15 protein-coding genes are annotated in these 22,276 nt (G+C 63.9%); 8 read left to right on the top strand and 7 right to left on the bottom strand.

Annotation, left to right across the window (positions count from 1 at the left end):
* Nucleotides 1-21: 21 nt before the first annotated feature.
* The 6 genes from galT to HPY44_00580 form a co-directional block, all read right to left on the bottom strand.
* Nucleotides 22-1,047 (bottom strand): galactose-1-phosphate uridylyltransferase, encoded by a 1,026-nt coding sequence (gene galT / locus HPY44_00605; GenBank protein ID NSW54484.1) that lies wholly within the window; start codon nt 1,045-1,047, stop codon nt 22-24.
* Nucleotides 1,048-1,213: 166 nt separating this feature from the next.
* Entirely contained in the window at nt 1,214-2,068 is an 855-nt protein-coding gene (locus HPY44_00600; GenBank protein ID NSW54483.1) for a glycosyltransferase family 2 protein, read from the bottom strand.
* A complete protein-coding gene (locus HPY44_00595) occupies nt 2,065-3,108 on the bottom strand; it encodes a hydroxyacid dehydrogenase (GenBank protein NSW54482.1) in 1,044 nt (347 codons plus the stop codon). The genes HPY44_00600 and HPY44_00595 overlap by 4 nt, the downstream gene beginning before the upstream one ends.
* Nucleotides 3,109-3,172: 64 nt before the next feature.
* Complete coding sequence (locus tag HPY44_00590) at nt 3,173-4,225, bottom strand: hypothetical protein (GenBank protein NSW54481.1); 1,053 nt, start codon at nt 4,223-4,225, stop codon at nt 3,173-3,175.
* A gap of 7 nt (nt 4,226-4,232) precedes the next feature.
* The gene (locus HPY44_00585; protein ID NSW54480.1) at nt 4,233-5,156 is read right to left on the bottom strand and encodes a hypothetical protein; all 924 of its coding nucleotides are present in this window, start codon (nt 5,154-5,156) and stop codon (nt 4,233-4,235) included.
* Nucleotides 5,157-5,237: 81 nt separating this feature from the next.
* Nucleotides 5,238-6,257, bottom strand: a complete 1,020-nt coding sequence (locus HPY44_00580) for an exo-alpha-sialidase (protein ID NSW54479.1) — start codon at nt 6,255-6,257, stop codon at nt 5,238-5,240.
* A gap of 304 nt (nt 6,258-6,561) precedes the next feature.
* Between HPY44_00580 and HPY44_00575 the strand changes: the two genes are divergently transcribed.
* The 8 genes from HPY44_00575 to HPY44_00540 all read left to right on the top strand — a co-directional run bounded on the left by HPY44_00575 (nt 6,562) and on the right by HPY44_00540 (nt 20,318).
* Entirely contained in the window at nt 6,562-7,449 is an 888-nt protein-coding gene (locus HPY44_00575) for an NAD(P)-dependent oxidoreductase (GenBank protein NSW54478.1), read from the top strand.
* A 20-nt stretch (nt 7,450-7,469) separates the two neighbouring features.
* Nucleotides 7,470-8,606 (top strand): DUF362 domain-containing protein, encoded by a 1,137-nt coding sequence (locus tag HPY44_00570; protein NSW54477.1) that lies wholly within the window; start codon nt 7,470-7,472, stop codon nt 8,604-8,606.
* A gap of 268 nt (nt 8,607-8,874) precedes the next feature.
* Complete coding sequence (locus tag HPY44_00565) at nt 8,875-12,363, top strand: DUF4838 domain-containing protein (GenBank protein ID NSW54476.1); 3,489 nt, start codon at nt 8,875-8,877, stop codon at nt 12,361-12,363.
* Nucleotides 12,364-12,508: 145 nt separating this feature from the next.
* Nucleotides 12,509-13,183 carry an endonuclease III gene (gene nth, locus HPY44_00560; GenBank protein ID NSW54475.1) on the top strand — a complete coding sequence of 225 codons (675 nt, stop codon included), beginning with the start codon at nt 12,509-12,511 and terminating at the stop codon, nt 13,181-13,183.
* Between the two features lie 35 nt (nt 13,184-13,218).
* Nucleotides 13,219-15,597, top strand: coding sequence for a heparinase II/III family protein (locus tag HPY44_00555; protein ID NSW54474.1), 2,379 nt, complete (start codon nt 13,219-13,221; stop codon nt 15,595-15,597).
* Between the two features lie 1,070 nt (nt 15,598-16,667).
* A complete protein-coding gene (locus tag HPY44_00550; protein NSW54473.1) occupies nt 16,668-17,684 on the top strand; it encodes a hypothetical protein in 1,017 nt (338 codons plus the stop codon).
* A 33-nt stretch (nt 17,685-17,717) separates the two neighbouring features.
* Nucleotides 17,718-18,419, top strand: a complete 702-nt coding sequence (locus HPY44_00545) for an acylneuraminate cytidylyltransferase family protein (protein NSW54472.1) — start codon at nt 17,718-17,720, stop codon at nt 18,417-18,419.
* A 3-nt stretch (nt 18,420-18,422) separates the two neighbouring features.
* Nucleotides 18,423-20,318: an N-acetylneuraminate synthase family protein gene (locus HPY44_00540; protein NSW54471.1), complete on the top strand. Its 1,896-nt coding sequence runs from the start codon at nt 18,423-18,425 to the stop codon at nt 20,316-20,318.
* A gap of 100 nt (nt 20,319-20,418) precedes the next feature.
* On the opposite strand, the gene HPY44_00535 is transcribed toward HPY44_00540, so the two are convergent.
* Entirely contained in the window at nt 20,419-22,269 is a 1,851-nt protein-coding gene (locus HPY44_00535) for a hypothetical protein (protein NSW54470.1), read from the bottom strand.
* Nucleotides 22,270-22,276 lie beyond the last annotated feature (7 nt).

Genomic DNA, 22,276 nt, shown 5'->3' with positions numbered 1-22,276 from the left:
AGGACGTTCTCAGTCTCCGTACTAGCCAACGGCCTGCTGGAGTTCCTTCGCCGCACTCTCGGGCGCCACAGGGTTGATGTAAAGCCCGGTTCCGCGCTCAAACCCCGCTACCTGGCCGACCCGCGGGATGATCTCAACATGCCAGTGATATCGGGTCTCCAGGTTCTCGCAATCCGGCTCCAATCCACAAACGAGCGAGTTAGGCGCGGTGTGGTAGATCAGATTGTAGGGGGCGTCAAACAGCGCTGCGCGGTACGCCAGGAGCACGCGGCGCAGCACGTCCGCCAGGTCTGCACGCTCCTGGGCGGACATGCCCGGGAACTGGTGCCCGTGGGACCGCGGGTAGATCACCGTGGTATATGGGTGCATTGAAGCGTAGGGCACGAAGGCCACGAACCCGTCGCTCTCGAGGACTATCCGCTCTCCTGCCGACAGTTCCTGCGCGAGTACATCGCAGAACAGGCACGTCCCGTTCCGCTCTTCATGGCGGGCCGCCGATGCAAGCTGGTCCTGGATGCACCTTGGGATGATCGGCACCGCCATGACCTGCGAGTGGGGGTGTCCGAGGGTTGCCCCCGCCGCCTTGCGGTGATTTCGGAAGACGATCACCTGGCGAAAGCGTGCATCCCGCTGCAGATCCTCCACACGCTGGCACTGGGCGGTGATGACCCGGATAATCTGCTCCTGGGGCATGAAGGCAAGGTCCTGGGTGTGGTCCGGGGTTTCGATCACAATCTCGTGAGCGCCGACCCCGTCCATGCGCTCGAAGAGCCCGTCTCGCCGGGGCTCCAGATTGCCCTCCACCCGCAGCGCGGGGAACTTGTTGGGGACCACGCGCACGTACCAGCCCGGCTTGTCAGGCTCTCCACGGTCGCGCACGGCGAATATCTCATTGGGGGTCATGCGCTCGTTGCCCTCGCACATCGGGCAGGCGCTGGGACGCTCGGCATCCTGGGGATCAGGGTCGAACCCCTGGGGCCGCATGCCTCGCGCGGGAGCGACGATGACCCACCGGTTGAGGATCGGGTCCAGACGAAGCTCTGACATGGCAAGTCCTTCCTCGCTGCTGTATGCGACGGCAGCCCACGCAGCGCCATGGTCACGCCAGGGCGCGGCATTCCACCAGGCACTACTTCGTTACCGGCGCGGAACGTCCCTGCCGCGTTCGCCGTTCCCTGCAAGGACCATACCACGCCTGTTGAAAGCGCTGCAGTCAGGGTTCTCTCGACGTTGGCTGCGCTACGCGGTGACTGGAGGTTGTTTCAAGAGGCAGTCGGCTTACACGCCAACGCGCACGCAGCATATCCACCAGCATTCGTGGGCCGTCGGTAAGCATGCGAACCTTGGTGTTGGGATCATTCCGCCACTCCACCGGGACCTGCGCGATCCTGTAGCCCAGGCGGCGCGCCACCAGAAGAAGTTCCACGTCGAAAGCCCACCCGTCCAGAGTGAGCAGGGGAGCAATGCGCCGCGCCGCTTCGGCCCGGAAGCATTTGAAACCGCACTGGCTGTCCTGAATCCCCGGCAGCACCAGCAGGCGCACCATCAGTCCGAACAGTTTCCCCGCCTTTTCCCGCCACCAAGGCTGGTGTACCGAAATGTGCGACCCTTTCATGGACCGCGACCCGATCGCTACGTCCGCACCTTCCCGGATCGCCGCCAGCAAGTGATCGGCCTCCTCGATGGGTGTGGACAGATCGGCGTCGCTGAACAGGACGCAGTCGCCGCCGGCCTCCATCAATCCTCGCCGCACCGAGAACCCCTTGCCCCGGTTGGGGTTGTTCGTGACAACCTTCACAGGCATGCGGCCGGCTACAGTCTCGTGCACCACATCGGCCGTCCCGTCAGTGCTGCCGTCGTCCACAACCAGCAGGTCCACCGACAGTTCGCTTCCTGAAGCGTACTGGACGATCCTATCCAGCGACGGTCCGATGCGCCTGGCTTCGTTGTAGGCGGGAATGATGATTGTCAGGCTTCGGATGCTCGAGCTTTCGTCCACTCGCATGCTCCCGGGTAGTCTGGTGCGGGCGGGAGGCACCACCGTCACTCCCGCCCGTCGCGTTTTCAAGCAAGAATCTCGTACCTGTCATAATCCACTGCGCCCACGACAGGTTCCCCGGCAGAATACGCGCGCAGAGCATCCAGCGTTTGCTCACCTATCTTGAAGTACCCGTAGAACCCCGCCCCTGAAACGTGGGGAGCGATATATACGTTGTCCAGCAGCCGGAACTCGCTGTACCTGGGCAGCGGCTCGGGTGTGGTCACGTCCAGGCACACGAATATGCCCTGATTGTCCGGGTCGGCCAGGCCCGCCTTGCACTTCTCAATGAGCGCGTCGTGATCGATGCACGACCCGCGCGACGTGTTCACAAGCGTGGCTCCCGGCTTCATCAGGTCGAACTGCTCCTTGCCGATCATGTTGTTCGTGGACTCGATGCTGGGCAGGTGGATGGTCACATGGTCGGAACGCTCGAACAGCTCATTCAGCCCGACCTTCTCCACACCCATTTCCGCTGCTTCTTCGTCGGAGAGGTATGGGTCGTGGACGATCATTTTCAGCGGCCAGACGCTAAGGAGCTTGATCACCTCGCGACCCACTTTGCTCGCGGCCACGATGCCCACGGTGCTGCCTTTCAGGAACCGGGCATTCCAGCGCACTGAAGGATCCTTCCACATACCGGTCCGCTTGAAGTATGCGTTGAAATCGGGCCAGCGGTGGCAGGTCATGAGCAGCATGCCCACGGTGGACTCAGCCACATTGTAGGCGATGGCTACGTTTGCACTGAAGAGCACGATGCCCCGGGGGACCAGGTACTTATCAATGACTTCCCGCGACACCAGTGCTTTGATGGATCCGGCGGAATGGGCTATGAGCTTGAGCCGGTCGGCATTTTCGAACACTGGGTCGGTCAAGGGCGGCGCACCCCAGCCGGTGACAATCGCATCATACCCGGCGATGCCCGCCGCGATTTCGTCGGTGGTAAGATTCCTGCCGGTGGTGTTCACCGTGACGTCGAACTCGTCCAGCATTGCCTGGTAATGCTCGGGCTGGAAGACCCGCTCGGTGTGGGCCTCAGTCTGGATATACCAAACCTTCAGCTTTGACATTTGGCTCGCTCCTGTGGCCGCGGTGGGCCGTGTTTTTCCATCGCCTGCCGAACTCGACCCTGGGCTACTCTTCTTCGAGACCCTTCGCCTCACCCTGCCAGCTGATCTCCCACTTCGGGCGGCGGCGGAACTCATTCTCGAACTGCTGCTCAATGCGCCCGGTTTTCTCCAGGTGCATCATGCACGCGCGAATGCAGCCTCGCGCGCCGCACACCGCAAAATACCCGGTGGTCTCCAGCATTGTCTTATAGTAGTCCACAACCCGTCCTGTGGGGAACTCCTCGGTGGGCCGCCAGTTCGCGCCCGCAATCGTGTACGTGAACTTGTAGGCCTCTTCCTCCGTCATCTCCTGCTCCGCCACGTTGAGCCGCAATCCGGGCGCGTCTTTGCTCAGGAAGGGAGAAGCCTCCTTGTTCAGCCCGTGGTGGGTGAGAGTACACTTGCCCATGTCCACGTTGGCCCACTCGAACTTCACGCCCTCGATTTCGATGCTGACGGTGTCATTGTCGCGAATATGCGGGATGCAGTGCCCCGGACAGTCGGGCACGCAGGACATGCACCGGTCGCAGACCCGCTGGTCCTCGGGAATCAGCGGGTCGGGCTCGAGCTCGGCGTCGGTGAGGATCATCCCCAGGCGCTGGCGGGGCCCGAACTTCCTGGTGAGAAACACCTTCGACCAGCCCATCTCCCCCACTCCCGCTGCGCAGCCGGCGATACGGATTGCCATCTGCACGTCGGGCGCAACGGCTCCCGGTCTCAAAGGCTCCCGCTGGGGCTGGGCTTCGGGGACACCAGGATAGCACGGGACGGCTTCCCACCCGAAGTCCTCAATGTAGCAGGCCGTCTCGTAAGTCCCTTTGGGTCGAAACCAGGTGTTCAGCCGGTTGTACGCGTAGAACGTATAGTTCGACCAGTGCGTGCCCTCTTCAATGCCGCGGTAGGTCCCGCGCGGAATGCGCCGCCCGGTGATAATCACCGACCGGCATTCGGGGAAGATCTCCGCCGGGTGCATGCGCTCCGGCGCACCCTCGAAGCGCTCGATGTTCGCGATGCCCACCAGATCCAGCCCGGTGCTGAGCGCGTACTCCTTCACCATTGCAGCGGTCAGTTCAGCCATAGTCGCCTCACGCCTCCCCGTCCCGCTTGCGGAAACCCTCGGGGTCCGCACAGCCGCCGCCGAAGGGCAGCGATTCGGGGCTCACATTGCCGCCAACCTCGTCCTTCGCCCACGCCTCGCGCTGACGGAAGGGCAGGCGGAAGGTGTCGTCGATCTTCTCCCCGCGCTCCAGCATATCCACGCAGGTGCGTACACACAGGGCCGCGATGCGGTCAGGCTTGCCGCTGGGGTGGTAGATGTTGGCCCGCGCCCCATTCTGGCAGCGCTTGCACTTCTCGTAGTCTACCGCCGCCACCGTCATCTTCTTTCCGGCGACGTTGATCTCTCGGGTATTGTCCCCATCAATCGCGCCCAATGGGCAGGCATGAACGCAGAGCGTGCACATGCCGCAGACCTGGCGCTCGCACAGTGGGTCCGGGTCCAGCGGCGCATCCGTGATGATCGCCTGGAAGCGCTGCCTCGGGCCGAACCGAGGGCTCAAGAAGACCCCGTGGAAACCGATCTCACCCAGCCCGGCGGCCACCGCGGCGTAGTCCATGTCGATGTTCACATTGGGGCCCGGCTGGCCCTTGCGCACCGGAATGCCCTGGGGCGGCATCTCCGGCGGGTAGCACATGATCGGTGTTGCCTCCCAGCCTTTGTCCTCCAGCCACTCGGTGCACTCGAAAGTCGTGAGGGCCGCGAACTGCTTGTCCAGCCAACTGTAGCCGAACATCTCGTAGATGTCCCGGTTCGTGCCCTCCTCCCAGCCCCGCAGAGTGCCCCGGGTGATGCGCCGGCCGATGACCACGACCGCGTTGGCGTCCGGGAAGATGTTGCGCGGGTCATTCTGCGGCGCGACGCCCTCGAACCGATCCATGGGCGCGATGCCCACGAGGTCCGCGCCACGACTGCGGGCGTACTGCTTGAACTGCTCGGTGAAGCTCGGCAACGCTCTCGTCTCCCGTCTGTTGTGCTGCTGTTTTGGTGGGTCAACTCGCCCGGTCTCGCATTACGCGTTTCCCGGCCGTCGTCAGTTTCGGAACCACTCCAGCGGGATGCTCTTGAACTTCAGCGACAAGGTTGGCCCCGCGGCCACGTAGTACGTCAACAGCGCCCGGCCCTCATGGAAGGTGACGCTGGTGTAGGCGTACGTCGCCGACCGGTTACTCTCGATCTCCTTCGGCTCAGACCACGTCCTGCCCTCATCGCTGGAGATCGCCGCCACCAGTGGCGTCCGTGGCCCCGAGTGCCCCGCTTTGAGGTCCACCTCGGGGTTGTAGATGAGAAGGAAATCCCCATTGTCGGGCATGCGCACGAGAGTGCTCGGGGCTTCGGGCGCAGCGACGGTCCAGGGTTCCGCAGCCGTCCAGGTATTCCCGCCATCGCCCGATGTACAATACCAGATCATCCCCATCTGGGTCCGAATGATCTGCAAGACCCTGCCGTCATTGAGTTCGACGAGCCCGGGTTCCATGGCGCCGCGCTTCGGACACTCCACGATCCCCTGACCCCGCTGCCAGGTATGCCCGTCATCGTCCGAGAAGTACACGACGGTGCGGAAGGGCTGGCTGGTCCAGACCTCTTCCGTGAAGGACGTCGGGCACAGGATTCGCCCCGTGCTCAGCTGGATCACCCGGGCATTGTTCATCACATAGTAGCCCGGGGCGGCGTTCACCAGAACCGCGTCACTCCACGTCTCCCCTTCATCACTGGACCGCCGCACATATATGTCCAGATCGCTGGCGGAGTTCTTCTGCAGGAAGAAGAACAGGATGTCTCCCGACTTGCTGCGCAGGAAGCTCACGGACATTACATTCTGCTTGCCTACGTTCTCCTGCAGCGTGAACCGCTCGCTCCAGGTCTTCCCGCCGTCGATGGACTTGACCGCCGAGATCCTCGCCCCCGCGTCATCCCCGGCGCCGCCATAGAAGTCGGACCACGCACACAGCAGGGTCCCGTCCTTGAGCACGATGATGTCGCCCTCTGTGTTTCGCTTATTCTGCGCGGTGCCGGGCGCAATGATGCTCTCGATGATTCCTTCATCAGTCATGGCGCACCCTGCACAGATGAGTATCAGACAAGTGACGAGGCAATCACGCATCGGCAAACCCCCAATTCAATGCCCCCGGTTGCATCAGGCTGCGGGGCAGAGCCATGAGGTCATCGCCGCATGCCGTCCCCTATGACAAACGCCCGGGCCGGCGGGTACGTTTCCCCGCGGGCGAAGGAATCCCCTCCGTCGCGTGGAAGACAAAACAGACGCAGTCGAGCAAATCTGTTTCCGGCGCGTAGGCCGACCGTCCCGGTCGGCGAATGTACAATTCCGCAACCATTGACCGGAGAAAACCCAACCCATGCGCATCCTCATCACCGGCGCCGCAGGGGAGTTTGGCCGCGACCTCACCCCCTGGCTTGCTCAGCGTTTCAATGTCCGCGCAACCGACATCGTCCCCGCCCATTACCCGTGCGAGTTCATTCAGGCCGACCTGCGCGAACCCGAGCAGGTGCGGGGTCTCGTGGAAGGCATCGACGCGGTCATCCACCTCGCTGTGCTCCTGCCGAAAGCCTTCGCAACCGGCGATTTCGTGGACGTGAACGTGAAGGCCGTCACCCTCCTGTGGGAAGCCGCGGCAAACGCCGGGGTCTCGCGCATGGTCTATATCAGCACCGTCTGGGCCACCGGTCACGGGCAGGAGGAGGGCTACCTGCCGGTAGATGAGAACGCTCCCTGCACTCCCCTGGAAATGTATGGGCTCACCAAGCTCCAGGGCGAACTGTCCGCCGAGTATTTCGCCCGCGTTCACGGCCTGAGCACCGTCGTCCTGCGCATGTGCGGCTACGCGCGCTGCCCCGAATTCGCTCCCGATGGGTCTGTGGACCTCGCGCAGGCAGATCTCGGCACCATCGGACTTTCCATGATTTCTCCCGGTGGAAAGCTCTACAACCCCAACGACCTGGGCGACCTGATGGTCTCCGCCGTGACCACCCCCGGCATCACCTTCGAGCGGGTCATCGCCGGGAACATTGTGCCCTGGCAGCCCGCGGATGCCGCCGCCCTCGCGACTGATCCGTGCCCAGTGATTGACCGATACTTCCCGGGTGCGGCGGACCTTTTCGCCGACTACGGCATCGCGCCGCCGCCCATTCCCTTCTGGTACTCCACCAGGGCCGCCCAGCGCCTTCTGGGACTGCACAATGAGTACACCCTCAACGACCTGATCGCCGCCCACCGCAGCCGGTGACGCGCGGGAAAGAGTGCATCGTGCCCAAAGTCTCCATTGTCAATGCGCGTGAAGACCCCCAGCAGGCATTCGGCAGAGCGCTGGAACTCATCGGTCTGGGTGACCTCATCCAGCCCGGTCAAACCGTGCTGCTCAAACCTAACCGCCATGGCGGGCATGGGTACACTTCGCCCGATGTCCTGGAAGCCGGCGCGAAATGGGCCTTCAGCAAGGGCGCCGGCGAGGTCTGGATTGGCGACGGCCCAGTCTGGAGCATGGTCGGCGACACCCTCACCGAGTACTTCCGGGAGAGCGGCCTTTTCGGCGCCTGCGAGCGCTCCGGCGCGACACCTTTGGACTTCCACGCGGGCGAGTACCGGCTGTTCAGGCCGAAACACCCGGACCTGCCAGAGACCATCGCCTTTTCCGAGTACCTGTACCAGGCGGACATTGTCATCAACATGCCTGTGATGAAGACCCACTTCAATACCCTGGTGACTCTCGGTATCAAGAACCTCAAAGGCTGCATGCGCCCTATCGACAAGAAAGTCTTCCACGAGATCGAACTGAACCACGCTATCGCCGAGATGTGCCGTATGCTCGCGCCCACCATCACCGTGCATCTCATGGACGCCACCGTGGCCTACGAGGGCATGGGGCCCGGCTCGGGCACGCCGGTGGACATGGGCCTGCTTCTGGCATCGAAAGACGTGGTCGCTCTGGATTCCGTGGCCTGCGACCTCATGGGCATCGACCCGAAGCAGGCTCGCCTCATCCGTTTCTGCGCAGACCGCGGCGTGGGCGTCATGGACCTGGAGCGCATCGAGCGCGTGGGCGAAGACCCCGACAAGCACCGCCGGCGCTTCCAGCTGCCCTACGAAGCACTCGCCGATGAGTTCCCGAACCTGCGCATCATCAGCGAGAACGCCTGCAGCGGCTGCGCCATGAATCTCTTCCGCGCTCTGGACATTGCTCGAGGCTGCGGGCAGTCGGTAACCTGCCAGACCGTGGTGATCGGCCCCTCGGTGGAGACGGAGGAGCAGACGCTTCTCGTGGGACGCTGCACGAAGTCAGGCTGGGACGGCGCACCTCACGTGAAAGGCTGCCCACCCAGCGTAGATTCCATCCGCGAGGGCCTCACCGGCATTCCGCACGGTCCTGGCATGCCGAAGACGTGAGACGCACGCGCCTTCCGACAACGCCACACAATTCGCTCAGCGACCAACCACCGGCAACACCCGGCAGGCTTGCTGGAGCGCCGTGACCCGCGACGTCTTCCGCTCTTGCGGCCGACCTCAACAATGCCTACGGGCAACCCCGATCCAACAATTCCGCCGAAGGTATGCCAATCCCCCAATCCTCGTATTCGCAAAGGGCAATCCCTTTGCCCCGGCGAACAGATTCCCAGCCAATTGCATCCCATGCTGTTTGATCGGAGGCCTGATCATGCGCCTGCTCATCTGCACCCTCCTGGCATTGTGGGCCATCTCATCCTTCGCCGCCCTCAACATCTACCCCGACCCCAGTTTCGAAGCTACCGGCACCCCGGGGGTCGCACGCACCGGTGAGCGCGCCGCGTACCTGAAGGTTGACGCCATGAACCACTGGGGGGCTTTCGGCGGGCAAATCCCGGTCGAGCCCTTTGCCCGCTACCGCGTGAGCGAGTGGGTCAAGGGCACCGTCGGCAAGGGCAACTTCTTCGCCCCATACGTCTACGAGTGGGACAGCTACGTCTGGGCCTTCAGCGCCCAGAATGCCATGAAGTCCTCGGACGACTGGACCCATGTGGAACTCACTTTCATCTCGCCCCACCCGTATATGCAAGTCCATCCACTGGCGTACATTGATGCCGCGAACTGCGAGGCATGGGCGGATGACATCGTGGTCCAGAAGATCACCGAACCCGAGGACGTCATCGCCGAAATCAAGGCGAAAGCCGGCCCTTCCGCCGATGAGCAGCGCATCCTGGCCCGCTGGTACGTCAGTCAGGGCGACCTCGCCGCCGCCACCGAAGTCATGCGAAAGACATCAGGCATCGTCCACGCGGACATCGCCCGGGTCATCGCCGCCGAGATCAAAGACCCCGCAGAGCGCAAGCCCTATGTGCTCGCAATGATCGCCCACGGGGGCCCCACCTACAACTGGGGTATTCGCCGCCTGAACGAGATCACCGCGGACATGACGGCCTCCGAGAAGCTGGGCCTCTTCGAGGAAGCGATCGTGTCCAATCCCGGATCGGAGGCGTCAGTGGCCGCATACCGCACCGCCCTTCAAAGTAGTCTTGCGGCCGATCCCATCGCCCTGGTGGCCGAGCAGGAAGCGGCCCTGGAAGCCACCCGAGAGGCCGTCGACCGCATTCTGGGCAAGTTACCGGACAACTCTGCCGCCCGACAGAAAATGCAGGAGGTGGCCGCATTGGTTGACGACATGCAGCGGGCAATTGCGGAACGGAAGGCAGGCCTCGGGACGTGCGAGGTCTCCATTTCCGGGAAGGTCATCACTCCCGAGACCCACGCCATCGTCATCCCCGACGAGCCAACGCCCCAGGAGCAGCATGCCGCGCGAGACCTGCGCCATCACCTGGAACTGATCACGGGCCAGGCCCTGCCGCTAGTGCACGACAGCGAACGGGGAGACGCCACACCCATCTTTGTGGGCAAGTGTGCGGGCATCAAAGAACGCATCGGGGGAATGGATTTCGAGAGCCTGGGCATCGAGGGCATCCACATCAAGACCGCCGGCCCTGCCCTGGTGCTCGCGGGAAACAGGCGCGGCGTCCTGTATGCCACCTATACCTTCCTGGAGGACTATCTCGGTTGCCGCTGGTTTGCTCCGGACTGCAGCACGTGGCCCCGCGAGGGCGAGATCAAGATCGGCAGCATTGACAAGCGCTACATCCCGCCGCTGGAATACCGATCCACCGACTACCCAAGCTCGCGCCCCGGGGACTTCTCCGTGCGCAACAAGTACAACGGAACCCAGCATCAGCTTGACGAGGCCCGGGGAGGGAACATCAGCTACCGCGGCTTCGTGCATACTTTCAACGCTCTGGTGCCGCCCGAACGCTACTTCGCAGAGCATCCCGAGTACTACTCGGAGATCAACGGGGCTCGTGTCGGCCCGGACCACTCACAGCTGTGTCTGACCAATCCCGACGTCCTGCGCATCGCCATACAGACCGTGCGCCAGTGGATCAAGGAGTCCCCGAATGCCAGTATCATTTCAGTCTCCCAGAATGACTGGCACAACTACTGCCAGTGCGAGAAATGCAGCGCTCTGGCCGAAGAAGAGGGCAGCCAGGCCGGGCCCCTGCTGCATTTCGTCAACGCCATCGCCGAGGACATCGAGAAGGACTACCCGCATATCATCATCGATACCCTCGCCTATCAATACACCCGCAAGCCGCCGCTGCATGTGAAGCCCCGGCCCAACGTAGCCATTCGTCTCTGCAGCATTGAGTGCTGCTTCATTCACCCGTTGGAGACCGACCCCTTCAACAAGACCTTCGTGGACGACATCCGCGGTTGGAACAAGATCTGCGACCGCCTGCACATCTGGGACTACGTGATCAACTACGCCCACAGCATCATGCCATTCCCGAATCTCTATGTGCTCGGGCCGAACATCAACTTCTTCATCAACAACGGGGTCACGGGGATCTATGAGGAGGCCTGCTACTACACCAAAGGGTCCGAACTTCAGGAGCTCCGCTCTTACGTGATGGCCAAGCTCCTGTGGGACCCGTCCTACGACACGGACAAGGCCATCGACGAGTTCTGCGCGGCGTACTACGGCGCGGCAGCGCCCTTCGTGCGTGAGTACATCAATATCATCCACGAGTCGGCCCAGAGCATCCCCAACATGCACGTGCGCATCTACTCGCCACCAACCGCGGGTTACCTGACGCCCGAAGTGATAGAGAAGTCGGTGGCCCTTTTCGACCAGGCCGAGGCCGCAGTTCAGGATGACGCGAAGCTCCTGCACCGGGTCCAGGTGGCCCGGCTGCCCATCATGTACACCCAGATCGCCCTGGGCACCGAGGCCAGCTTCGCCGAGAAAGACGGCGCGCTCGTTCAGCAGGCCGGGACCGACGCCGGGGACCTCGTCGCCCGGTTCGAGAAGATCGCGCGAGCCGAGGGCATCACGCGCGTTCGCGAAGGCGGCCCCCAGGCCAGTCTGGACGCGTGGCTCGAAGCCCGGCCCAAACAGGGTCGCAAGCTTGACCTGGAGACCCTCCACAGCGGTGACCTGAGGCTGTACATCATCCCCTCCCTCGGAGGGCGCATCTGGTCGGCAACGTACAAGGGCCACGAGCTTCTCCGCAAGGCGGGCAGGCCCGACGCCTGGGTGCCTGATGAGGGCGGTTACGAGGAATACACCGAGAGTGGTTACCGCTCTCCGGGGTGGTTCGAGCCATATCGGGTGACCGCAAAGTCCGACCGCAGTCTGACCCTCGAGGCGAACCTGAAGAACGGGCTGCGCGTCAGCCGAACCATCGAACTCGACGCGGACAAGCCCCTTGTGCGCATCCGCACCACCGCGACCAACCCGGAAGGCGCGGCGCGATCCGCCGCTTTGCGCGTGCACCCGGAATATGCGGTCACCTCCACCGCGAACTGCGAAGTCCGGCTCTTCGGGGCGGATGGTGGGTGGACGGCAGTCGATTGCGCCGATCCCGCCGACCCCCTGGCCGAGCGAGAGCGTTGGCTGACCACCGACGATGTGCGCGGAGCCTGGGCAGTGGTGGACAAGGGGGCGGACATCGCCCTGGTGAACCGATTCGATACCGATCAGGTCGAGCGCCTGTTGCTGAACTACAGCGGTTCAAAATCCCGGGTGAATCTGGAATTGTTCGGCAAGCAGAGGAGTCTGAACGCAGGCGAAAGCGTCACCCTGGAGCACACGCTGGAAGTCGTCCCGGCAGGGGCATTGTAGACGGGGAGTTTGCGGTGTTGGTCGCGGTCGTCGCCCTTCGCCGTTGTAGGGCGTAGACCCATGCCCCGCCCTGCGAACGGATATGGCAACTGCCCGCACCATAGCACCATCCAACGACCAGCCTTCAACGTGGGAGGAGTTCATCATGCCCCGCGAGTCCAAAGCCGCTCGCAAGGAACGCGCCGCTGAGATCTGCGCCCGCCTTGCCAAGGCTCATCCCGATGCCACCATTGCCCTCAAGTTCGGCAACACCTGGGAGCTTCTCGTCGCCACAATCCTCTCCGCCCAGGCGACCGACGTGAAGGTCAATGAAGTCACCGCCGACCTGTTCCAGAAGTACCGCACCGTGGAGGACTACGCTAACGCGGACCTTGCTGAGTTCGAGCAGGACATCCATGCGCTGGGGTTCTTCCGCAATAAGGCGAAGAGCATCACGAGCGCAGCGCGGGAAGTGCTGGAGCGCTTCGGCGGCGAAGTCCCCGGCAGCATGGAAGAACTCCTCACTCTCCCCGGCGTCGCCCGGAAGACCGCGAATGTTGTCCTCGGCAACGGTTTCGGTATTGCGGAAGGCTTCGTGGTGGACACCCACGTGGCGCGCCTGGCGGTGCGCATGGGTCTCACACCCGCGCAGAAAACAAAGACCACCAACACCGACAAGATCGAGCAGGACCTGATGGAGCTGATCCCCCGGGACAAGTGGATCGACTGCGGTCATGCTCTCATCTTCCATGGTCGCCGCATCTGCGACGCGAAGAAGCCCCTCTGCGGGGAGTGCCCCATCGCCGATATCTGCCCGAAAGTCGGAGTGAAGTCGAAGTGACGAAAGCAGTTCATCACGTGAAGCGAGGCCCCAATATGACGCTTGTCATCTGTCTCATCGCCGGACTGTGCACCATCTTCCTGCTCGGGCTCTTCCCGGGCGACGCCGCCGCCGAGCCTCTGGACGAAGCCCGGGTGGCCGAAATCGCCGCCATGCTCACTGATGCTCCGAAGGGTCTCGGAGCACCCATCGACGACCGCGCATCGTGGGATGAGCGCGCCGCTTTGGAACCCTGGCGGAACATCATCGCAAGCGCCGAGAAACTCCTGTCCGAGCCCATCCCCGAGCAGCCCGATGACCTGTATCTCGACTTCTCCCGCACGGGCAACCGTACCCGTTGGCAGAATGTCTCCGGCCGGCGCAGGGGCAGGCTCGGGACCCTTGTTATTGCCGAATGCCTGGAGAACAAAGGACGCTTCATCCCGGCAATCGAGGAACTCATCGCCGCACTTTGCGCCGAACGCACCTGGGTGATGCCCGCACACGACTCCGGCCTGCGCAACTTCGAGGGCAAGCAGATCGACATCGACCTGGCCTCCTCGGCCCTGGCCTGGGAGTTCGCCAGCACCCACTGGCTCCTGGGCGACAGGCTCAGCCCCGAAGCCCGCAAGACCCTCCGCGACAGCGTCCACAAGTTCGTCCTTGACCCCTATCGGGACATGTACACCGGCAGGCGCGGCGTCAATTGGTGGATGAACACCACTAACAACTGGAACGCCGTCTGCCTCGCGGGGGTGACCGGCGCGGCTCTTGCGCTCATCCCGGAAAAGAGCCTGCGCGCCGAATATGTGGCCGCCGCGGAGCTGTATTCCCGCAACTTCCTCAAGGGCTTCACTGCCGACGGCTACTGCAGCGAGGGCCTGGGATACTGGAACTACGGCTTTGGCAACTACGTGGACCTGGCCGAGACCCTCTATCAGGCAACCAGCGGCCAACTGGACCTCATGTCTCTGCCCGAAGTCAAAGCCCCCGCCCAGTTCGGAGCTCGCATCCAGATCATCGGCGACGTGTATCCGGCGTTCGCAGACTGCTCCGTCGCCGCCCGGCCGGATTCGCGTATCATGTGGTTCGTGAACCGCAAGTACGGGCTCGGGCTGTCCCAGTATGACAACCTCGGGGACGGCGGTGCTTCCTCTTCGCTGAAGTCGGCCCTGATCTACGGCTTTCCCAACTCGGTCTCCGGCATACAACCGGTAACCAAGGGCGCTCAGCTTGGTCTGCGTTCGTGGTTCGAGGATGCCGGCATTCTCATTTCCCGTCCGGCACCTGATTCCGGGGCGCTCCTGGGCGTGGCGCTCAAAGGTGGCCACAACGCCGAGCACCACAACCACAATGATGTCGGCTCGTACGTGGTCGTGGTCCAGGACCGCCCGGTACTTCTCGATCCCGGCGCAGAAACATATACCGCCCGCACGTTCAGCAATCGGCGCTACGAGAGCAACCTGCTCAATTCTTTCGGGCACCCGGTGCCGAAAGTCGCAGGACAGCTGCAACAGACCGGGCGCAAAGCGGAAGCGAAGGTCATCAATGCGGACTTCAGCGACAGCGCCGACACTCTCGAACTGGACCTCAAGGCCGCTTACGCCGTTCCTGAGCTTGAGGCGCTCACCCGCAAGTTCGTCTACTCCCGCGAGGGCAAGGGCAGCCTGACCGTGGAGGATTCCGTGCTCTTCAGCGAGCCCCGGGAGTTCGAGACGGCGCTTATCACCGATGGAGCCTGGCTGCAACTGGAGGACGGGTCTCTCTTCATCTCCGAGTATGACCGGGCGGTCCGGGCCCGCATAGAGGTGGAAGGCGGTGAGTTCGCCATCGAGGCCGCTGAGATCCACGAGGAAAGCCGGGTTCAGCCCACCCGCATCGCGATCCGTTTCACAAAGCCCGTGGGTTCTGCCCGGGTGACGGTCACCATTACCCCCGCCGACGGGAATGACGATGAGACCGGCGGCCTGCTGACCAACGGCAGCTTCGAGCTTGCATCCTGGGGCTGGCAGTTGAACGACGGGCCGATCAGTTCCATATCCGAGGACCAGGCCGCAACCGGCAAGCGTTCGCTTCTGATCAACGATGACCAGAAGGGCACGGGCTCCAATGTGACTTCCCTGCGCGTGCCCGTTGAGGGGAGGAAGCGACTGGTGCTCAGCGGCCAGGTTTTCCACAAGACCGGAAACGGCGTGGGCATGTACATGCGCTACCTGAACGCGGAGGGCAAGGTCGCCAACCTCAGCGACGATAAGGGCAACATGGCCCCGCTTGGGACCCTCGAAGGACCTCAGGGCCAATGGGCGCCCTTCCGGTATGAGTTCGAGACCACCGACGAGACCGTCGCGGTGCAGATCTGGATCCACAGCTACAACGCATCACAGGTCACCGCGTACATCGACGACCTGCGGCTGGAGATGGTGGTAGACCAGTAGACGAACCGGGACGGGACGACAACACCGCACATCGTCGAGCGAGAGGCTCGACCTGGGGCGGAATGGGTAACCCCGCGCAGGCCGACCGTCCCGGTCGGCGGTCGTTTCGACGGTCGTTATTGGAGACGAAGCAATCTCCTCGGCCTTTGCGTCCGGCAGGACGCCCGGCCGCAGGCCCATAGCCCCGGGTTTCAGCGCGGGGCGTCTGCCGCCCCCTTCGGGGGCTCTTGTAATCTGGAGGGGGGCCCTGATTCCACCAGCTTACGCTGGTGGCAAAGGGCTGACGCCCCTTCGGGGCTGGACGGCAAACGGCCTGTCGAGATGCTCGACCGCCGCAACCTGGTCGGCAATCTCCTCGGCCTTTGCGTCCGGCAGGACGCCCGGCCGAAGGCCCACAGCCCCGTGCTTCAGCGCGGGGCGCCAGCGCGGGACGGGAAAGCCCGTCCTCAGGACGCCCGGCCGCAGGCCCATAGCCCCGTGCTTCAGCGCGGGGCGTCGATCTGGGGCGTCGACGCCCCCGCAGGCGGAGGTCGGATTTCTGCCGCCCCCTTCGGGGGCTCTTATAATCTGGAGGGGGGCCCTGATTCCACCAGCTGACGCTGGTGGCAAGAGACTGCCGCCCCTTCGGGGCTGGACGGCAAACGGCCTGTCGAGATGCTCGACCGCCGCAACCTGGTCGGCAATCTCCTCGGCCTTTGCGTCCGGCAGGACGCCCGGCCGCAGGCCCCTAGCCCCGTGCTTCAGCGCGGGGCTTCAGCGCGGGGCTTCAGCGCGGGACGGGAAAGCCCGTCCTCAGGACGCCCGGCCGCAGGCCCATAGCCCCGTGCTTCAGCGCGGGGCGTCGATCTGGGGCGTCAACCTACGCGTCCCTCAGGACGCCCGGCCGCAGGCCTGTAGCCCCGGGTTTCAACCCGGGGCATCAACCCGGGGCGTCAACCCGGGTATCAACCCGGGGCATCAACCCGGGTATCAACCCGGGGCATCACTCACGCTCTTCTTGACTCCCGCCGCGTGGAGGCCCACAATCGCATAATCGCGCTATTCACTTTTCCACCTGGCGGTCTCTGCCCATGGTTCGCGTCACTGCTCCCGGTCGCGGGGGCATCATCGGCAATCCATCCGACATATACGGCGGCACGGTGGTTTCCTGTACCATCGGCGAGCGCGCTGACGCAACCGTTGCTTCCAGCCCGGTGCTGATCTTCGACATCTACGGCCAGTACCAGGTCATCGACACCCCGGATAAGCTCGCCTATGACCCGGACCTCCACTTCCTGGATGTGGCGAAAGCGGTCTGGCGCTATCTGCGCACCAGCGAGTACGCGGAGAAAGGCCTCATCGACCCCAATGCAACCTTCCATGTGCGCGCTCAGAGCAATATTCCTCTCATGAGTGGCTGCGCCGGTTCGACGGCCATGCTCCTGGTGATCCTCGCCGGAACCCTGGCCCATTTCGACATTGAGATCCCGCGTCACGAACTTGCCGAACTTGCGCGCCGCGTGGAGCGCCAGGAACTGGGAGTCCACTGCGGCTTCCAGGACCAATACATGGTGGTCTTCGGTGGCCTCAACTGCGTGGACCTGCGGGGCAAGGAGAACCACACTTTCGACCCCCGGGCACCCTATGCCACCGTGGAACCCCTGGCTCAGGACGTTCCGAACCTGCCCTTCATCCTGGCCAACAGCGGCGTCCAGCGTCATTCGGGACAGTACCATGCCGAACCCCGCCGCAAGTGGGAGAACGGCGACCCGGCCCAGATCGCGGGCTTCGCGCGCATCGGCGAACTGGGCAGACTCGGCAAGCGCGCACTCATCAACGCCGACTGGGAGTGGTTGGGCGAACTCATGCGCGAGAGCCACGCTCTGGTCCAGGACCTCGTGGGCGTGGGCGAACCGAACGAACGCCTCATCAACGCGGCGTTGAAGGCCGGAGCGCTTGGCGCGAAGCTATCCGGCGCCGGGCGCGGGGGTACCATCATCGCCCTGCACGAATCCCCCGACTGGATGGGGGCACAGCTTCTGGCGGCGGGGGCAGAAAGGCTCATCAGACTGGTGCCATCGCCCGGGCTCACGATCGAGCGCTACTGATCCGCCGTCATTGCGTTGTGCGGAGAGACCATCATGGACACCAATCGTCGTGTACTGGCCATCATCCCCGCTCGCGGGGGCTCCAAGGGGATCCCCCGCAAGAATGTGCGGGAACTGGCGGGCAAGCCGCTGATCGTGTGGACCATCGAGGCTGCCCTGAGGTCCACCCTCATCGACCGCCTGGTGGTCTCTACGGATGATGATGAGATCGCCGAAGTCGCTTCTGCCGCAGGGGCCGAAGTCATCCGCCGGCCCGCGGAGCTCGCCGGGGACACAACCCCCACCGAGCCCGCTCTGCTCCACGCCCTCCAGGTCCTTGAGGACAGGGAGGGGTACATTCCCGACGCTGTGACCCTTCTGCAGTGCACCTCGCCTTTGCGCGGGACCGACACCATCGACGAGTGCATCAACCTGCTCTTTGATTCCGGCTGCGACGCAGTAATGACTGTCCTGCACGTGCAGCACTGGTATCTCATGGGCACTCGTGACGAGACCGGACGGTACCATGCCGAGTATGACTACCAGAAGCGCCCGCGCTCCCAGGACATGCCCCAGAAGTACCGGGAAAATGGGGCGGTCTACGTGACCCGCCGTGATGTCCTGCTCGCGTACCAGAACCGTCTTGGCGGCCACGTAAGGGTGGTGGAGATGGACCCGATCCGCTCCATCGACATTGACCATGAGGAGGATTTCGTGCTCGCCGGAGAAGCCATCCGGGGCATCGAGATACGCTGAAGCATGACGCGAATCATCACACACCTGGCAATCGGCGACCGCCTCATCGGCCCCGGCGAGCCGGCATACATCATCGCAGAGGCGGGTATCAACCACAACGGCAACCCCGAGCTTGCCCGCAAGCTCATCGACGTAGCTGTGGCATCCGGGGTCGATGCGGTGAAGTTCCAGAAGCGCACGCTGGAAACCCTTTACTCCGCTCGCACCCTCGACGACCCCACACGCGAGGAAAAGGAGATCGGCTTTCTCCTGCCCTACCTGCAGCAGGCTGAGCTCTCTGAGGAGGTCATGCGCGACCTGTCGGGATACTGCGCCGAACGCGGCGTGGAGTTCATCTGCAGTCCGTGGGACATCGAGAGCGTGGACTTCCTGGAGAGCATCGGCATCCGCTGCTACAAGGTGGCATCCGCGGACCTCACAAACCTGCCCCTGCTGGAGCACCTGGCCGCCACCGGCAAGCCGCTGATCCTGTCCACCGGCATGTCCAGCCTGGACGAGATCGCAACCACCGTGGAAATGCTGCACCAGCGCGGGGTCCAGTTTGCGCTTCTGCATTGCCAGTCTACGTACCCGGCGCCATTCAAGGACATCAACCTGCGCTTCATGGAGCGCCTGCGGGAGTTCGGGGTGCCCGTTGGTTACTCTGGGCATGAGCGTGGGATCGCGGTGTCCACCGCCGCCGTGGCCATGGGGGCCTGCATCATCGAGCGCCACATCACTCTCGACCGCACCATGCCCGGCCCCGATCACGCCGCCAGTCTGGAACCTGTAGGCCTGGAGAAGCAGGTGCGGGACATCCGCAATGTGGAGCAGGCCATGGGCAAGCCGAAAAGGGTCCGCTCACGTGGGGAGCTGCTCAATCGCCTGGCCCTGGGCAAGAGCCTGGTTGCGGCGCGCCCGATCCGAGCCGGAGAAGTCATCGCCGCGGATATGATCAAGGTCATGGGGCCCGGCCACGGGATCCTTCCCCAGCGCATGGGCGAGCTCATTGGACGCACCGCCCGCAGAGATATCGCGCAGGATGAACAGTTCCGCGAGACCGACCTGTCCGATGCGTCTCTCGAGGAACTGGCGGGCGGGTTCCCCCTGCGCTGGGGTCCTGTGGTGCGCTACCGCGACCTGGACCGTATGACCCGCTTCCACCCGGACCTGTTCGAATTCCACCTCACCGATACCGACCTGGATGCCGAGATACCGGACCTGCCCTCCTTCTCCCAGGAATTGGTCATCCACGCGCCCGAGTACTACCACGGCCGCCTGCTCAACTTCTGCAGCCCGGACCGCGCCACGGTGCAGACCAGCATGGATGTCCTGCGACGGGTCATGGACATCGCCCGCGAACTGCGCCCGCATTTTTCCGGAACGCCCGAACGCGTGCGCGTTGTCTCACACCCCGGCGCAATGAGCTATGAGCCGGAGCCCGACACCCGCGCCGACCTGGTAGCCCGACTGTGCGACAACTTGCCCCAACTCCTTGCGGAGCCCGGTGTGGAAGTGCTCATGGAAAATATGCCACCGTATCCGTGGTACTTCGGCGGCCAGTGGTATCATGACGCATTCATGGCTGTGGAGGACTGGCTCCAGCTCGTCGAGGCGACGGGCGCCCGGCTGTGCTTCGACGTCTCCCACGCCGCCCTCGCCTGCGCGGCGGGACATGGTGACTTGCTGGAGTTCACTCGCCTCATCGCCCCCCACACCGCCCACGTCCACATCGCAGACGCCTCGGGCACCGATGGCGAAGGGCTGCAAATCGGCGAGGGAGAGGTGCCTTTCGAGGACATCATGCCTGTCCTGCAAGGCCTTGACGTCGGGTTCATCCCCGAGATCTGGATGGGCCACCGCAACGATGGCGAGGGCTTCGTGATCGCCCTGAATCGCCTGGCGAAGTTCGTTCGGTAAGACCGCGCAGCGGGGGCACCGGCACCCTCTTCCGAGGGCACACGCATCCCTGCACTATGCTGGAAGGGGCTTCCCTGCGAACGCCGTTCCCGTCTTGCCCTCAGCGGGATAGGCAATCCTGCCCGTTCGCCCTCCGACCACTGCTCTTGCCCGCGTGCCTCGCCACAATCGCCGCCACCCTCCGGGCGCTATGGCCATCCGCGATCCCCAGGTGCCGCCGCAGGAAGGCCTCCCGTGTACTCGCAAGTTCAGCCCCTCCGGTTTCCACAACCCGCCGCAAAGAGGGCAGAATATCCTCGAAGCGGTACACCCCCACCGCCCCTCCGTCCGCGACGAAGGGAAACCGATCGTCGTTCCCCGAGAGGTTCACCACCATTGCCGGTGTCCCCAGCAGCGCCGCTTCCAGCACCACTGTGGAGTCCACCGTCACAAGGCAGCATGACTGACGGATCATGTCATGCAAATTGCGCTCGCCGTGCTGGATGACATGCACCGTGCCGGGCATCTGGTTCTCAAGCCGCCGGTAGCCATCGGCGAAAAGCTCCCTCGGGTGCAGTTTTACGGCCAGAGACAGCCCAAGCTCCCGGCATGCAAGGGCAACTCCCCGTGCCCACCAGTTCGCACGCTCCATATCCACCCTCTCGCAGCCGTGGGGCTGGGTCGCAAGCAGCACCTGCCGCAACTCGCCGGGATCGGGCGACTTCTCGCCCGACCCCGCGAGGTCGTCGTACACGCAATGACCGACCACCGTCACCGGCGTTTTACCCGCGCGGTCGGCCAGCGCTTCGGCGGCGGAGTCCCCGAATACCAGCATTTCGTCATACGGCAGCGGGAGGGTGCAGTCGTCCTTCGTCAGATAGATTCCGTGCTGCAGATACACCACCGGTATGCCTCGAGCATGGGCTGCGAGCACAAGCGGCGCGGTGCGATACCACGACAGATGCAGCGACACGAGGACTTTCGGCGTGTACTTGTCCAGAGCGCGTTCTGCCGCCTCGATATCCGCCAGCGTCTGCTGACTGTCTCGCGCGAGGGCTACCATGAGCAGCGCGGTCACCGCGGGCAGAAGGCGCCCGAACTCCGTCCGGTTCACCTGCCGCAGTGTGTGCAGATACCACCACGGCCAGGCAAGCGCCACCCTGCCGAAAGTGCCCAGTGCTTCCCACATTCCACCATGCACTTGGTCGATGTACGAGTAAGGGGTGTCGGTCTTCGACGCTCGCTCCATGCCCATGTCGTCCAGATCGAACATGAGAGCCGCGCTTGTCAGCCCGTGAAAGGACTGCAGAGCGGACGCGACCCGGTCGATGATGGGCACGCTGGTGGCGCCGATTGCCAGGAAGAGCACATCGGCCGGCTCTGGCGCGGCGAGGGAGCGCATCCAGGCCCCCCGCTTACCCGCCCTTGCGCCGCCGAAGCGCCGGAACAGGCCGTCTGCGGGCGAGGCCAGTGCCAGCGCCGCTCGGCGAACCGCGCGCAACCAAAGCGGTGGGTGTACCTCGGGTTCCAGTCCTGTCCCGAGAAGCCCCGCGCGGACCGGTTCATACACCTGCTGCCTACATGTCCACCACCCGGGCCGGGAGGCATCTTCCAGCACCATCGCCCGCTTCGGCTCATGTTCGGCAACCGCAGCCCGTGCGATTGCCGCATTCGCCAGCATGGGCGCCAGGAACCACGATCGGAAGGACTCCCCGCGGCAATCCCAGAAGCTCACGGTGCTCCGCCGCGTTGCCCCGAGACCCGGCGGCATCGCCCGCCCCAGTTCTCGCGTGAGCTCCGCCGACCGCTCTGCCACCTCCTGCCAGTCCTCCCGGCTGATCCCGGACATCTTGAGCCGCCGGAGCTCATCCTCACGCACAACGAGGCGAATGACGACTGTATCTTCCTCCGACCGCGCGAGATCATCGGCGGCAGCCTGGGAGTTTTCGTCGGGGAACAGCACTGTGGACATGGGTTCA

The organism is Armatimonadota bacterium (assembly GCA_013314775.1).
Classification (GTDB): domain Bacteria; phylum Armatimonadota; class Zipacnadia; order Zipacnadales; family JABUFB01; genus JABUFB01.
Note: the sequence above shows the minus strand (reverse complement) of the source record. Positions and strands in the feature narration are given on the sequence as shown.

Bases quoted from the DNA above. Each gene is read 5' to 3' on its own strand.
- galT (NSW54484.1), bottom strand. From the start codon at position 1,047: ATGTCAGAGCTTCGTCTGGACCCGATCCTCAACCGGTGGGTCATCGTC.
- HPY44_00595 (NSW54482.1), bottom strand. From the start codon at position 3,108: ATGTCAAAGCTGAAGGTTTGGTATATCCAGACTGAGGCCCACACCGAG.
- HPY44_00590 (NSW54481.1), bottom strand. From the start codon at position 4,225: ATGGCTGAACTGACCGCTGCAATGGTGAAGGAGTACGCGCTCAGCACC.
- HPY44_00580 (NSW54479.1), bottom strand. From the start codon at position 6,257: ATGACTGATGAAGGAATCATCGAGAGCATCATTGCGCCCGGCACCGCG.
- HPY44_00575 (NSW54478.1), top strand. From the start codon at position 6,562: ATGCGCATCCTCATCACCGGCGCCGCAGGGGAGTTTGGCCGCGACCTC.
- HPY44_00565 (NSW54476.1), top strand. From the start codon at position 8,875: ATGCGCCTGCTCATCTGCACCCTCCTGGCATTGTGGGCCATCTCATCC.
- nth (NSW54475.1), top strand. From the start codon at position 12,509: ATGCCCCGCGAGTCCAAAGCCGCTCGCAAGGAACGCGCCGCTGAGATC.
- HPY44_00555 (NSW54474.1), top strand. From the start codon at position 13,219: ATGACGCTTGTCATCTGTCTCATCGCCGGACTGTGCACCATCTTCCTG.
- HPY44_00550 (NSW54473.1), top strand. From the start codon at position 16,668: ATGGTTCGCGTCACTGCTCCCGGTCGCGGGGGCATCATCGGCAATCCA.
- HPY44_00545 (NSW54472.1), top strand. From the start codon at position 17,718: ATGGACACCAATCGTCGTGTACTGGCCATCATCCCCGCTCGCGGGGGC.
- HPY44_00540 (NSW54471.1), top strand. From the start codon at position 18,423: ATGACGCGAATCATCACACACCTGGCAATCGGCGACCGCCTCATCGGC.
- HPY44_00535 (NSW54470.1), bottom strand. From the start codon at position 22,269: ATGTCCACAGTGCTGTTCCCCGACGAAAACTCCCAGGCTGCCGCCGAT.